Annotated in this window: 11 protein-coding genes and 1 other annotated feature (1 of these 12 cut by a window edge); of the genes, 2 read left to right on the plus strand and 9 right to left on the minus strand. The window is 39.6% G+C overall.

The window, feature by feature from the left end; translation table 11 throughout:
* Positions 1–110 precede the first annotated feature (110 nt).
* From mbcS to refZ, 6 genes are all read right to left on the minus strand, one after another.
* Positions 111–1,697, minus strand: coding sequence for an acyl-CoA synthetase MbcS (gene mbcS / locus AA980_RS19880; RefSeq protein ID WP_024030748.1), 1,587 nt, complete (start codon positions 1,695–1,697; stop codon positions 111–113).
* Between the two features lie 189 nt (positions 1,698–1,886).
* Positions 1,887–2,090, minus strand: a complete 204-nt coding sequence (locus tag AA980_RS19885; RefSeq protein ID WP_024030749.1) for an alpha/beta-type small acid-soluble spore protein — start codon at positions 2,088–2,090, stop codon at positions 1,887–1,889.
* Between the two features lie 288 nt (positions 2,091–2,378).
* On the minus strand, positions 2,379–3,593 hold the full coding sequence (thiI, locus tag AA980_RS19890) for a tRNA uracil 4-sulfurtransferase ThiI (RefSeq protein ID WP_024030750.1): 1,215 nt from the start codon (positions 3,591–3,593) through the stop codon (positions 2,379–2,381).
* On the minus strand, positions 3,594–4,736 hold the full coding sequence (locus AA980_RS19895; protein WP_024030751.1) for a cysteine desulfurase family protein: 1,143 nt from the start codon (positions 4,734–4,736) through the stop codon (positions 3,594–3,596). It lies immediately after the preceding gene.
* Between the two features lie 105 nt (positions 4,737–4,841).
* Positions 4,842–6,530: a septation ring formation regulator EzrA gene (ezrA, locus tag AA980_RS19900; RefSeq protein WP_024030752.1), complete on the minus strand. Its 1,689-nt coding sequence runs from the start codon at positions 6,528–6,530 to the stop codon at positions 4,842–4,844.
* Positions 6,531–6,751: 221 nt separating this feature from the next.
* Positions 6,752–7,384 carry a forespore capture DNA-binding protein RefZ gene (gene refZ / locus AA980_RS19905; protein ID WP_024030753.1) on the minus strand — a complete coding sequence of 211 codons (633 nt, stop codon included), beginning with the start codon at positions 7,382–7,384 and terminating at the stop codon, positions 6,752–6,754.
* A 144-nt stretch (positions 7,385–7,528) separates the two neighbouring features.
* Between refZ and AA980_RS19910 the strand changes: the two genes are divergently transcribed.
* Entirely contained in the window at positions 7,529–8,011 is a 483-nt protein-coding gene (locus AA980_RS19910; RefSeq protein WP_024030754.1) for a GAF domain-containing protein, read from the plus strand.
* A 30-nt stretch (positions 8,012–8,041) separates the two neighbouring features.
* Here the strand turns inward: AA980_RS19910 and megL are convergent, their stop codons facing one another.
* Both megL and AA980_RS19920 read right to left on the minus strand, forming a co-directional pair.
* Positions 8,042–9,226, minus strand: a complete 1,185-nt coding sequence (gene megL / locus AA980_RS19915) for a methionine gamma-lyase (protein WP_024030755.1) — start codon at positions 9,224–9,226, stop codon at positions 8,042–8,044.
* Positions 9,227–9,318: 92 nt separating this feature from the next.
* Positions 9,319–10,713 (minus strand): sensor domain-containing diguanylate cyclase, encoded by a 1,395-nt coding sequence (locus AA980_RS19920; protein WP_024030756.1) that lies wholly within the window; start codon positions 10,711–10,713, stop codon positions 9,319–9,321.
* Positions 10,714–11,112: 399 nt separating this feature from the next.
* Between AA980_RS19920 and rpsD the strand changes: the two genes are divergently transcribed.
* Complete coding sequence (rpsD, locus tag AA980_RS19925; protein ID WP_024030757.1) at positions 11,113–11,715, plus strand: 30S ribosomal protein S4; 603 nt, start codon at positions 11,113–11,115, stop codon at positions 11,713–11,715.
* Positions 11,716–11,811: 96 nt separating this feature from the next.
* On the opposite strand, the gene tyrS is transcribed toward rpsD, so the two are convergent.
* A complete protein-coding gene (gene tyrS / locus AA980_RS19930; RefSeq protein WP_024030758.1) occupies positions 11,812–13,065 on the minus strand; it encodes a tyrosine--tRNA ligase in 1,254 nt (417 codons plus the stop codon).
* Between the two features lie 42 nt (positions 13,066–13,107).
* Positions 13,108–13,328, minus strand: a binding site (T-box leader); it runs 1 nt beyond the window's last position.

The following is a 13,328-nucleotide window of genomic DNA, read 5'->3' on the forward strand; positions in this document are numbered from 1 at the left end:
CGGGCACTTCAGCCACAGTGCCCGTTAACTCGCTTTTTTCACCTCGACGGGCACTCTGAAATCGATAATAAACAAGCAGACGGTAAGCACCGCCTGCCTTCATATAAAAATTATACTTGTTTCACTGATGCCATTTCTTTTTGCCGCAGTTCAATCCGGCGGATTTTCCCTGAGGTTGTTTTTGGAAGCTCAGTCAAATACTCGATTCTTCTTGGGTACTTATATGGTGCTGTAAGGGATTTGACATGATCCTGCAGGTTTCTCGTTAAGTCAGGGTCATTAGAGTCGACTTCCTCCTTTAAGACCACAAACGCTTTAACAATAAAACCGCGAATTTCATCAGGGCTTGCCACCACCGCACATTCTTTTACAAACGGATGTTTAACTAACGCATCCTCAACTTCAAACGGTCCAATCGTGTAGCCGGAACTGATAATAATATCATCACTACGTCCTTCAAACCAGAAATATCCATCCTCGTCCATCTTGGCTTTATCGCCAGTTACATAGTAATCACCGCGGAACTGCATCGCTGTTCTTTCCGGATCTTTATAATATTTTTTAAATAACGCTGGTGTTTCCACATGAACGGCAATATCTCCCACTTCACCAACGGCACATACCCGGCCTTCATCATTGATGATTTCTACTCTGTTCCCCGGTGTCGGTTTACCCATTGAACCCGATTTCAATTCCATTCCTTTTGTTACACCGACAAGTAAGGTATTTTCTGTTTGACCGTAGCCATCACGGACATCGATATGAAAATACTTCCTAAATATATCAATAACCTCTCGATTAAGCGGTTCACCTGCGGAGACAGCACTATGCAGGTATGGCAATTGATATTCATCGAGGTTGTCAACCTTTGCCATTAACCGGTATTCCGTAGGCGTACAGCAAAGGACGTTGACATCGTATTTTTGGAGCAGGCTTAAATACTTTTTCGGATTAAATTTTCCGTTGTAGACTAAGCCAGTACCCCCGGAGCCAAGAACGGACAAGAATGGACTCCAAATCCATTTTTGCCAGCCAGGACCTGCGGTTGCCCAAACCGTATCTCCATCTTCAATACAAAGCCATTTGGGTGCCGCTGTTTTTAAATGAGCAAACGCCCAGCCATGTGTGTGGACAACACCTTTTGGATTGCCTGTTGTTCCAGAAGTATAAGATAAAAAGGCCATATCATCGCTATTCGTATCAGCAATCGCGAATTTGGTACTAGCTTTTTCCATTTCAGCATCCAGATAGATCCAGCCTTTTTCCTCTGCTCCAATCGTAAATTTAATCAGAGGTTGTGTTTCGGTAATATGTTCAAATTGATCAACATATGGATAATAACTTATTACTGCTTTAACATCACCGTGAGTAATACGGTACTGCAAGTCTTTTTCCCTTAACATTTCTGAGCTTGGAATTACAACCATGCCTGCTTTTAAAGCTGCCAAATAAACAACATACGCTTCTATAAGACGTGGAACGATAATAAGAACGACATCGCCCCTTTTTAAACCATTTTGGGAGAAAACATTTCCCGCTTGATTAACCTGCTTCATTAGATTCTCATAAGTAACTTGTTTTGTTTCACCTACCTCATTTTCCCATTTTAATGCTACTCTTTTCGGTTCCTTAGCAAAACGCTCCATTTCAGAAACAAGATTATACTTTTCAGGTGCAATTAATTCTTCGCGTTTCATGGTTCTCCTCCTCGATATATTTCTATTAGTTTAATTATACAGAATTAAATAAAAATTTTAAAATATGATTTAATTTTTATTTACTCCTAGTACCTGATGCTAATTATATACCTCTTTTATAAAAACGAAAACAAAAAAGAGTGGGAGGGAACCCTCCGCACTCTCTGTAGCCATTGTATTTATTTTTTATTATCGAGAAAATCCGCCGCCTAATTGAGACTCAGCCATTTGAACCAAACGCTTAGTGATTTCACCACCAACTGAACCGTTAGCGCGTGAAGTAGTGTCTGCTCCAAGATTTACACCAAATTCGTTTGCAATTTCATATTTCATTTGGTCAAGAGCTTGTTCAACACCAGGAACTAATAATTGATTTGAATTGTTGCCTGCCATGTGATATCACCTCCTTGTGAGTATAGAATGTGTAAAATTGAAGAGCTTCATTCTATCTCACAACTGGTAATTGTTCACAAAAAGTTCAAAATTTACTTTATTAACATGGCCTGTTAAATTAGGCTGTTGATTTCCGCTTCAGGCGCGAGCGGTTCGCGGGCGTGCCGGGGAGCCTCCTCGGCGCTTTGGCGCCTGCGTGGTCTCCCCTGCCCCGTACTCCCGCAGGAGTCTACGCGCCTTCCGCTCCAATCAACTTAGTTATAAATCAACAATGACTTTAACAAACCATTAAAATAACCCATTAAATTCTGATTGCTTTTCGGTGTCCGTAGTGTCCGATTTAATCACAAGTGTTTCGATCTCCTGGACAGCTGTTTGAATCATTGGTTCAAAATCAAAAAAGCTTTCATAGTGATTTACTTTTTCTCTTTTGGGTTTCGTTTTTGGGGAGGCTGGAACAAAGATGGTGCAGCAGTCCTCAAATGGCCTGTTTGATATTTCCAGCGTATCAATTTCTTGTGCAATCTTAATGATCTCTGTCTTGTCCATCGTAATCAATGGGCGTAATACAGGCGTATTCGTCACTTCATTAATCGTATACATGCTTTCAAGCGTTTGACTGGCCACCTGCCCGAGACTTTCTCCCGTTATAATTGCCAGCCCTTCACGGTTCTTCCGAATTTCATCCGTGATTCGCAGCATCATTCTTCTGGTTGTTGTCATCGAATAATTTTCCGGGATTTGTTCGCGTATGGTTTGTTGAATATCTGTAAATGGTACAACGTGCAAAGTGATTGAACCATAAATCTCCGCCAGCTTCTTCGTTAAATCAATAACCTTTTCCTTTGATCTTTCGCTGGTAAAAGGAGGGCTGAAAAAATGAACAGCTTCAATCTCAACACCGCGCTTCATTGCTAAAAAGCCAGCAACCGGACTATCAATGCCGCCAGAAAGCATTAGCATTGCTTTGCCGCTTGAGCCAATGGGAAGACCGCCGGCACCCTGAATGGTTTCGCACGATAGATAAATGGCTTCCTTTCTGACCTCAACCCGCAAATTAATATCAGGATTTTTTACATCTACTTTTATGCCGGGAATATTTTTTAATAAATGTGCCCCAATCGTTTGATTGACACCATCCGTATCTAGTTCATATGTTTTATCAGACCTTTTAGTGGTTACTTTAAATGTTTGTCCCTCCCTAAAGAGGGTTTGAATTAATTGAAGTGCGGCCTGTTTTAACGATTCCACATCTCTAGCTACCTTTATTGCCGGGCTGAAGGACTGAATCCCAAATATAGTCTGTAATTTTTCAATGATTTCTATACCATTTTCTCCATTTAATAACACATACATCCTGTCGCGGCTTGCCTCTACTTTTATTTTCGGAAAGGGAGCAAGAGCGATTCTTACACTTTTTCGTAACTTTTCAACAAATTTATTGCGATTTCTGCCTTTTGTTGATATTTCTCCATAACGAATTAGTATACGGTCATAGTTCATTTAATTCATAACCTTTCGTAGTTGGTTTACCGTTTTTTCAATCGCCTCGATAACGGTCGCCGCCTCAGCTTCCGTATTATCAAAAGAAAGGCTTATCCTGACGGCACTTTCAGCCGCACTTTCTGGGACACCCATTTCGAGAAGCGTTTTACTTGGTGATTTCTTTTTTGAAGAACAGGCACTTGTCGTCGAGACAAAGATCTCCCGCTGCTCAAGTGCATGGATAAACACCTCTGATTTCAACCCATTTAGTGAAAAATTTAAAATATGCGGTGCTGCATTTTCAATGGGGGTATTTATGGTGATCCCTTCGATTCTATTCAACCCTGTTCTTAACATGCTCTGGATTTTCTTCATTCTCTCGGTACCTGCTGCACTTTTCTCCATCGTCATTCTAAGTGCTTTTGAAAGCGCAACTGCTCCCGCTACATTTTCGGTGCCGCTCCGCATTTTTCGTTCTTGACTGCCTCCGGAAAATAATGGAGCAATTCTTGCACCTTCACGAATATACAAGGCACCTGTTCCTTTTAAACCATGAAATTTATGCCCGGAAATAGAACAAAAATCTATGTTATTTTCGGTTAAAGAAAAGGGAACTTTACCAATACTTTGAATTGCATCGACATGAAATAAAATGGTTGGATAATTTTTCACTATTTTTCCAACCTCTTCAATCGGCTGCACAGTTCCCACTTCATTATTTACATGCATCATCGAGATTAAGATGGTCTCTTTTCTGATTGCCTTTTCAACGTCAGCGGCTGAAATTCTTCCCGTCGCGTCAACAGGCAAATACGTTATCTCAAAGCCTTCCTGCTCAAGCTGCTCCATTGCTGCCCTTACCGATGGGTGCTCAACACTTGATGTAATCAAATGCCGGCCTCGATTCTTATTTAACAATGCAGCACCTTTTATCGCTAAATTATTCCCTTCAGTACCGCCGGAGGTAAAATAAATCTCGGACAGTTTCACTGCCAGCAGCTTGGCCACTTGTTCCCTCGCCTGTGAAAGGAGCTTTTCGGCTTGCCCCCCTAAACCATGGAGTGAGGAGGGATTTCCAAAATATTCACTAGAAACCGTCAGAAAGGAGTCTAATACCTCTTTATATGGTTTAGTTGTTGCACTATTATCAAAATAAATCATTCTTACTCCTCCAAGAAAATCGCACTTTCAAAAATAAATCTTAACATAAACTTGTTGAATTGAAAAAGTAAAGAAAACTCGCCGGCGGCGAGTTTCCTTTTGTTATTACGCTTCAATACTAGCTTTTATTTTTTTCAAGGCTTCCGGGTCGATTCCCTCTAATGAGGCTGCGACCTGTTCCAAAGCTTCTTGATAATCATATTGTCTAAATGCTATTTCTGCTTCTGATAATCCTTTTGCAATGGAAGGATAACGGCTGCGATACCTATTGCCATATTGAATGGCTTTCTCAGCAAGCGTGACATTCTCAATCATTTCAAAGGTAGTATTCACAAGTTTTTCAACAGTTAACTCGGCAATTTCTAAGTACTGATTGAGGGCAGAAATATTTAATGGCTTTTCTTCCAGCTGATATCTAACATTTTGAATACTTTCATTTGTATCCTCTAATAAATATTTATAATCAGCAGGCAGTCCAGGGACATTACTCTTAGAAACAAACCGAACTGTTTCTCCTACCTTTTTTGTAAGCTCTTTAATTGTTTCCCTTGCTTCTAATTCATCTTTTCTGAGCGCTTGGAGTTTTAATGCAAAATCCTGTTGCCCCTCGCGGATGATATCCAGCTGTTCTTTAATTGCACTTAGTTCCTCGCCAATCACGCTTTGGGCTGTTGTATTCAATTTTATTTTTTCAATCAGAATATCATAATGTTTATAAACAGTGCCAAGTTCCTTTTCAAGATTCCTTTGTGTTTCAAAGTCACTGTCAGATAACTGATAACTTTCCTGAACATGGATTATTTCATTTGAAAGATTTTCATTTTCCTCCTGGGCAGCAGTTAGAAGATCATAGGCTACCTTTTCATTCTTTGCTACATAATGCTTTGCGTGAACTTCTTTTTCTAAGTGGTCAAAAAGGATATCAATTCTTTGTTTTATTTCCTTAATTCCTTCCTCTGCTTGTTCAATTTCTGTTGCTTCAATTAATCGCAAATTCTCGGCAAGATTTTCTTCCAAACGCTTAATTTCCGTACCTAAATTTAAATGATCTAAATAATATTCCTGTTCTGTCAGTTCACGGTGTCCGTCTAAACACTCGGCCAGCTGATTAGGAAGTAGTGATTGACATTCAATTAAGAGCTGCGGAATCAAATCCATATGTTTTTTAATCTTTCCAAGCTGGTTTTGCATTAGTAAAACCACTTCTCGTGCTTCAAGATAATTACCGAGTTCGGTTTTTTCATCAAATTCTTGGAATTTTTGCGCCGCTTCACTAAGCTGCGCTTCTAAGCGTTTCTCAGCATTACCAAAGCTGTGACGGTGTGCCAGAAGCATCTTCTTCGATTCTCGATAGAGTTCTTTTAGCTCCTCAATTTCAACCCGGTTTTTTTCCTCACTGCCAACTAACTCATGCAGCTCTTCCAATATCCTTTTTATCTGTTCCTCTGTTTCTTGTAGTTTAGCTTGAATTGCCTGTTGGACATCTTTCGCTTTTTTGAATCGATACCGATCTATGTACTCTTCTGCATCAAAAAGCATCTCTTCTAAATCAGGAAGCTGTACGGTAACAACATGGTCCCATTTATTCCGCCAGCTTTCGAAAAGCTCTTCCGTTTGGCCAGTCATATTTAACTGCTTTACCTTCGACATTTCATCGAGTACTGGCCGGTTCATTAAATCGATTTTCCACGCTTCCAACCGGTCCATTTCTTTAAAATATTTTTTCTTTATTAAATATCCCCATACAAATAAGGCAAGTACGAGGATGAAAAATCCAATGAAATAGCTAATCACTTGTAAGCCCCCTATATCCAAAAACATTGATTCAATTATATGATTTTCATCTATTATATTAATTAGTTAAGTTTCGCTTCAATGCCTTTATGATACCATGTAAACGACAATTTTTGACTATAATTTTCAATTTTTTTGTAAAATAAAATTATCGTTTGTTTAAAATCCTTACTTTTTCTAGAATTGAACTCATTTTTGCCAAAAAAAAATAGCGATTTCCGCTATTTTATTATTGCTCCCTTTTTTATTGGTATGTCCGAGCAGAGGGCTTTATCAATCCATAAGTGAATATCTTTTAAATATTTTTGCTGAAAGAACTGCTCATTTGGAAAAACGTACAAGACCTCTCTCATGTAACTTGTGTTCATAAATGGCATCATCAATAGGCCTTTTAGCTGGATTATTAAATAGGGAATGGAGTGTGGGCGGAATTCATTCCATTCGAAGCCCCTTTCAAATATCTTCTGGAAATAGTATTTTTCCTTCAATGAATATGTTGACATGATTTCTCTGACAACTTGTGATTCTATCGACATCTCCCGATATACAAAGCTGGTTAACTGAATATTTTCACTCTGATAAAAGAGCAAATCTGCTACAATTCGCTTTAAACATTCTTTTGCCCCTCGATCAATGAAAGCGTATGCTTCTTCTATTTTGCTGATGTACTGTTCAAAAAAATGCATAAAACAAAATTCTAACAAACCTGTTTTATTCTTGAAATGGTAGGCAATAGCTGCTGGATTTACATTTGCTAAACTGGCAATATCCCTAATCGACGTTCCCGAATACCCATTTGAATTAAACAACGAAATAGCAGCCTTAACAATTGCTTCTTTTGCATTCTCCTTCATTCATTCGCCCCCTTCAGTTATCCCTTAAATAATGATTCTTTGTGTCCCTGCTGATTCCTTCATGAAAATATCGACAAAGTCTGCTCATTTTCTTCTATTTCTGATAAGATAATTAATAAAGTATAAGAAAAAAGGAGAAATACCATGTTTAACGTCGAAATGTATACCGGAAACCGTGAAGAAAATTATGAGCTCGCGAAAAAGCAATTGCATGCACTTATTCATGACGAGAAAAACCAAATTGCTAACCTCAGTAATGCTTCTGCTCTATTGAATCAGTTTCTTGATCGCATTAACTGGGTCGGATTCTATCTAATGGATACAAATGGAGAACTAGTACTGGGACCATTTCAAGGGCTTCCTGCCTGCATCCGCATTCCTGTTGGCAAGGGGGTTTGCGGTACCGCTGCCTTGAAACAGGAAACGATTCGTGTTGAAGATGTACATCAGTTTCCAGGCCATATCGCTTGTGACGCTGCCTCCCAATCCGAAATCGTCATTCCACTAGTAAAAGACGGCCAATTAATTGGTGTATTAGATATCGATTCACCAGAAACAAACCGCTTTGATGAACTGGATCAACAAAAGCTCGAAGAATTCACAGCTGTCCTTATCGAACACTTATAAAAAAACTCGCCTCTCACGGCGAGTTTTTCGTTATATTTTATCAAATGCCTGCTCTAGGTCTTCTCTAATATCCTCCCATGCTTCAAGGCCAACCGAGAGACGGAGCAGGGTATTCTCAATTCCCATTTTTCTCCGTTCTTCCTCAGGGACAACTGCATGAGTCATTGTTGCGGGATGCTGAATCAATGTCTCAGCATCGCCAAGACTAACTGCAATTTTTATCAGTTGTAAGTGATTGATAAACTTTTGAGCAGTTTCCTTTGTTCCTTTTATTGTAAAAGAAATGAGTCCCCCTGGTTGTTTCATTTGTTTTTTCATAATCCCATAATCCAAATGTTCGGGATCGCCTGGAAAATAGATAGAGTCGACCTTTTCGTGTTTTCTCAAAAATTCAAACAGATGAGCTGCATTTGCTGAATGGCGATCCATCCGAACTGGAAGTGTTTTTATTCCTCTTAACAATAGCCAAGCATCAAAGGGAGAGATAATGCCGCCAATGTCCTTTTGGGTCGTTCGGGACACAGTTTCAATAAATTCCTTCTTTCCGATCACCAGCCCGGCAATGACATCTCCATGGCCGCATATATACTTTGTTGCGCTATGAATAACAATATCACAGCCTAATACGATTGGCGTTTGTAAATACGGTGAACAAAAGGTATTATCTACAACAACTGGTATTCCCTTTTCACGCGCTATCCTTGCAGCCATCTCCAGGTCGACAAGCTTCATCGTAGGATTTATTGGCGTTTCGATATAAATACAAGCTGTATTAGGCAAAATATCATTTTCTAGTGTTTCTTTTGAATCCATTAGCGAAAAGTCGTGTCCAATTCCATATTTATCCTTTAGCAGTTCCATCAGCCCAAATGTACAACCATAAACTCCCTGAGAACAAAGGATATGATCACCCGTTTTTGTTAAGGCCATTAGTACAGCACTTACGGCAGCCATCCCTGACGAAAAAGCTAACGCTGCTTCTCCTTTTTCAAGAACGGCTATCTTGTTTTCAAGTATTTTCACGGTTGGATTGCCCAAACGGGAATAAATAAAGCCTTCTTCCTTTCCGGCAAACCTTCTTTCCCCTTGTTCAGCATTTGCAAAGGTAAACGTTGATGTTTGATACAAGGGCGGAACTAAACTCCCCTGGTGTTCATCGTTAGAATAGCCTGCATGAATAACTTCCGTTTCAAACCGCGACTTCTTCTTCTCCAATGTGAATTCCTCCCATTTGTGAGCGTTACCAAGATTACTGATAAAATATGACATTGCCGACATATCGTTAGGGCACCCATAGAAATGAGCGCCTAGCATACCGTTATATAGTCTCCTTGGATTATAACCTTGTTCTTTCCTGTTTCTTTGGCGGTATACATAGCTTCGTCCGCTCTTTTAAATAAATATTGATAAGAATCAAGGTGGTCTTTATTCCAATAAGAAACACCACATGATACTGTAATAGGCGGATTCGTGCTTTCTGAAACCTTTTCAACTAATCTCTCTGCTATTGCTGTCCCGGTGGTCAAGGGAACCATCGGTAGATAGATGGCCAGTTCTTCCCCGCCCCACCTGGCACCTATATCCCGTCCGTGAATGTTCCGTTTAATTAAATCGGCTAGCTGAATAAGCAATTCATCTCCAATTTGATGTCCAAAGGTATCATTGATTTCTTTGAAATTATCAATATCAATGAGAATAAAGGTGCCTTCTTCATCCATTTTCATCGAACGCTGGATTTTTTCATCCAAAAACTTCCGAGAGTGGAGCTTTGTAAGATGGTCGGTAATGACCAATGTTTCCAATTCCTCTCGAAGCAAAGAATTGGTAAGGGCTAATGATGAATGATGTAATAGTGATTGAAGCAGCTTAAAGGTCTCGAATGAGAAGAAATAAGGCATTTGATGCATAATAATCGAAAACCCTTTTAATTTTTGTCTTTGAATCATAGGTACGGCCATTATGGAATGAAAGCTCGTTATATTTGGAAGGTTTATATCTCCAATAAACAGTGGGCCGCTTCCTTTTTGAATCTTTTCCTTTATGTAGTCAATATAGGTTCTAGCCTGTTTGCTGAAAAAATAAGGAGTGGAGCCTGAAAGTACTCTCACCTTTCCTTGATCATGGGAAAATAGAAAAAAACCAACTTCTTCCGCATCAAATGAAGTCTTGATTTGTTCCGACATAAATGTCATGGTCTCGGTTAACCGCAGGTTAGAATTTAAACGGTGCGAGGTTTCGTTAATTAATTGTAAGTCAGATACCGCTCTCCTTGACTGTTGGTAAAGCTGAGCATTTTCTAACGCGCTTCCCGCACACCCTGCTAATAATGTAATAAATTCTACCTCATTAATGGGAAACTCTGAAGAAGTTGGCGCAATTATCTGCAATACACCGTATACCCCCTGTCTCCCTTTTAATGGTGCATAGAGAATGGCATGGTTGCCAACATTGGAATTCTCTAATTGGATATCCCCCGATACATAGGCATTAATCGCTGTCAAATTTTCACTATCATAGTCAAGATCAATAATCGGAAGGTCATTGTGGCTGTGAGTATCCTGTGAAAGAAGTAAGTAATACGAAAAGTCAGGATATACTTCTTGAAGAATAACGAATAATTCACCTAACAGATTATTCACATCCAGGGACGAATGAAGTTTTTCGGTTATATGAAATAATTTCTTATATTTATTTTCTTCCAAAATTAGATCTCCTTTTAAAAGCATTCAATCATTCTACCGTTGCTTCCAGATATATACATCACAAACCAATTATAGTTAATAATGGCATGCTTTTGGAAGGTTTTTTTGAATAATTTATTACTTTTTTCTAAATATTTTATTTGATAGAGGACAATCTTAAAGAAGGCAAAAATATTCTTGACTAAATGGGAATAAAAATTATATAATACTCTTTGTGTAAAATATTGCAGCCTATAAGAATAAACTTAATTGCTTCATTTTGTTCCTCACATCTTTGTGATGGTGCATCGAGTAACCCTCCGCTGCTAGGGCGATGGTGCATGAAAACAAAATGACTGTTATTGTGTTTCTTAACGGTTTTTATTTTACCAAAATAAAAACACGAAGGAGGAGTCATTCATGGCTCGTTATACTGGCTCTAGCTGGAAAATTTCTCGTCGTCTTGGAATCTCTCTAAGCGGCACAGGTAAAGAATTAGAAAAGCGTCCTTACGCTCCTGGACAACATGGTCCAAACCAACGCAAAAAGCTTTCTGAATACGGATTGCAATTACAAGAAAAACAAAAACTTCGTCACATGTACGGAGTTACTGAGCGTCAATTCCGCAACCTTTTTGTTAAAGCTGGCAAAATGAGCGGCGTTCACGGTGAAAACTTCATGATTCTTCTTGAATCACGTCTTGACAACCTAGTTTACCGTTTAGGTCTTGCCCGCACTCGTCGTGCAGCTCGTCAATTAGTAAACCACGGTCACATTTTAGTTGATGGTTCTCGCGTAGATATTCCATCATACCGTGTAGCTCCTGGTCAAACAATCAGCGTTCGTGAAAAATCACGTAACCTTGATGTGATTAAAGAAGCAATCGAAGTAACGAATTACATTCCTGATTATGTATCGTTCGATGCTGACAAATTAGAAGGTACGTTCACTCGCTTACCAGAGCGTTCTGAGCTTGCTGCTGAAATTAACGAAACATTCATCGTTGAGTTCTACTCACGTTAATCTTTCAGAAAACCCCCGTTCCAATTTGGCACGGGGGTTTTTGTATTAAAGAAGGTCTAGTAAAAAAGAGCTTTGGAAATCCAAAGCCCTGATTAATTAATATTTAATTAACGTATATTTCTTCTTTCCTCTTCTAATGATGGTAAACTTTCCTTCGATTTTATCCGTTTCTACCAAGCTGTAGTTGGTGTCCGTTACTTTCTCACCATTTACTGCGACCGCTCCATTGGTAATGTCTTCACGCGCCTGGCGCTTCGATGGCGAAATTTTTGCCGCAACTAAAAGGTCGACCAGGTTTTCCTCATCAGCTGACTCATAGGCCGGAACATCTTTAAAGCCTTGTTCAATCTCTGCAGCTGTTAGCTCCTTCACATTACCGCTAAATAATGCTTGCGAAATCTTAATCGCCTGCTCTAATGAGTCCTCGCCGTGGATAAGACGCGTCATCTCTTCTGCTAATGCCTTTTGCGCTTTACGGAGATGCGGTTCTTCTGCAACAGCCGTTTCTAATTTCTCGATTTCCTCATGTGAAAGGAAAGTAAAAAACTTTAAGTATTTGATAACATCGGCATCGGCCGTATTAATCCAGAACTGATAAAACTCATATGGTGTAGTTTTTTCAGGGTCAAGCCAAACAGCGCCGCCCTCTGTCTTGCCAAATTTTGTCCCATCCGCTTTTGTCACGAGCGGAATGGTTAAAGCATAGGCCTTTGCCCCTTCAGGCTGCATTTTTCGAATTAATTCCAACCCGGAGGTAATGTTACCCCATTGGTCACTGCCGCCGATTTGCAGTTTACAATTATGGTGTTGGTACAAATGATTGAAATCCATTGCTTGTAAAATGGTATAGGTGAATTCAGTAAAAGAAATACCTGTTTCAAGCCTTGAGGCAATAGTATCTTTAGCGAGCATATAATTAACACCGATATGCTTGCCGATGTCACGTAAAAAAGTAACGATATCCATCGATCCTGCCCAATCGTAGTTATTCACCATTGTCGCGCCATTTTCACCCTCAAATTCAAAAATTGCCGCTAACTGTTTTTGGATGCCGGCAACATTTTCTTGTACCTTCTCAAGGGTTTGAAGATTGCGCTCTTCACTCTTTCCACTTGGATCACCAATTAACCCTGTTGCACCGCCGACTAATACGATAGGTCGGTGACCATGCTGTTGAAATCTTCTCAATGTCAAAAACGGTACCAAGTGCCCGATATGCAAACTGTCCGCCGTCGGATCGGCACCGCAATATAGTGAGATTTTCTCTGTATCTAGAAGCTCTTTTAACCCTTCGGCGTCTGACTGCTGATAAATAATCCCTCTCCATGCTAAATCCTGTAATAAATCCATTTACTATCCCTCCAAATCCATAATAAAACGTCCCTGCAAAAATGCAGGGACGTTATTTTAACGCGGTACCACCCAGCTTGAGAACATAATCCTCCAACTTAAAAAAAATAACGGTTATCACCGTTCACTGCTACTAATAATAATATTCACAGAGAAAGCTCGAGGATGTAATTCACTCTTCTATTTGTGCCGGCTCCCACCACCGCCTGGCTCTCTTTAAACAGGGATAGAAGAACTACAATTGGTTCCCTTCATCGCTTTAA

Origin of the sequence: Neobacillus vireti (genome assembly GCF_001026695.1) — a bacterium.
GTDB lineage: Bacteria > Bacillota > Bacilli > Bacillales > Cytobacillaceae > Neobacillus > Neobacillus vireti.

Excerpts from the sequence above, each read along its gene's own strand:
- mbcS (WP_024030748.1), bottom strand. The coding sequence starts at position 1,697 with ATGAAACGCGAAGAATTAATTGCACCTGAAAAGTATAATCTTGTTTCT.
- AA980_RS19885 (WP_024030749.1), bottom strand. The coding sequence starts at position 2,090 with ATGGCAGGCAACAATTCAAATCAATTATTAGTTCCTGGTGTTGAACAA.
- thiI (WP_024030750.1), bottom strand. The coding sequence starts at position 3,593 with ATGAACTATGACCGTATACTAATTCGTTATGGAGAAATATCAACAAAA.
- AA980_RS19895 (WP_024030751.1), bottom strand. The coding sequence starts at position 4,736 with ATGATTTATTTTGATAATAGTGCAACAACTAAACCATATAAAGAGGTA.
- refZ (WP_024030753.1), bottom strand. The coding sequence starts at position 7,384 with ATGAAGGAGAATGCAAAAGAAGCAATTGTTAAGGCTGCTATTTCGTTG.
- AA980_RS19910 (WP_024030754.1), top strand. The coding sequence starts at position 7,529 with ATGTTTAACGTCGAAATGTATACCGGAAACCGTGAAGAAAATTATGAG.
- rpsD (WP_024030757.1), top strand. The coding sequence starts at position 11,113 with ATGGCTCGTTATACTGGCTCTAGCTGGAAAATTTCTCGTCGTCTTGGA.
- tyrS (WP_024030758.1), bottom strand. The coding sequence starts at position 13,065 with ATGGATTTATTACAGGATTTAGCATGGAGAGGGATTATTTATCAGCAG.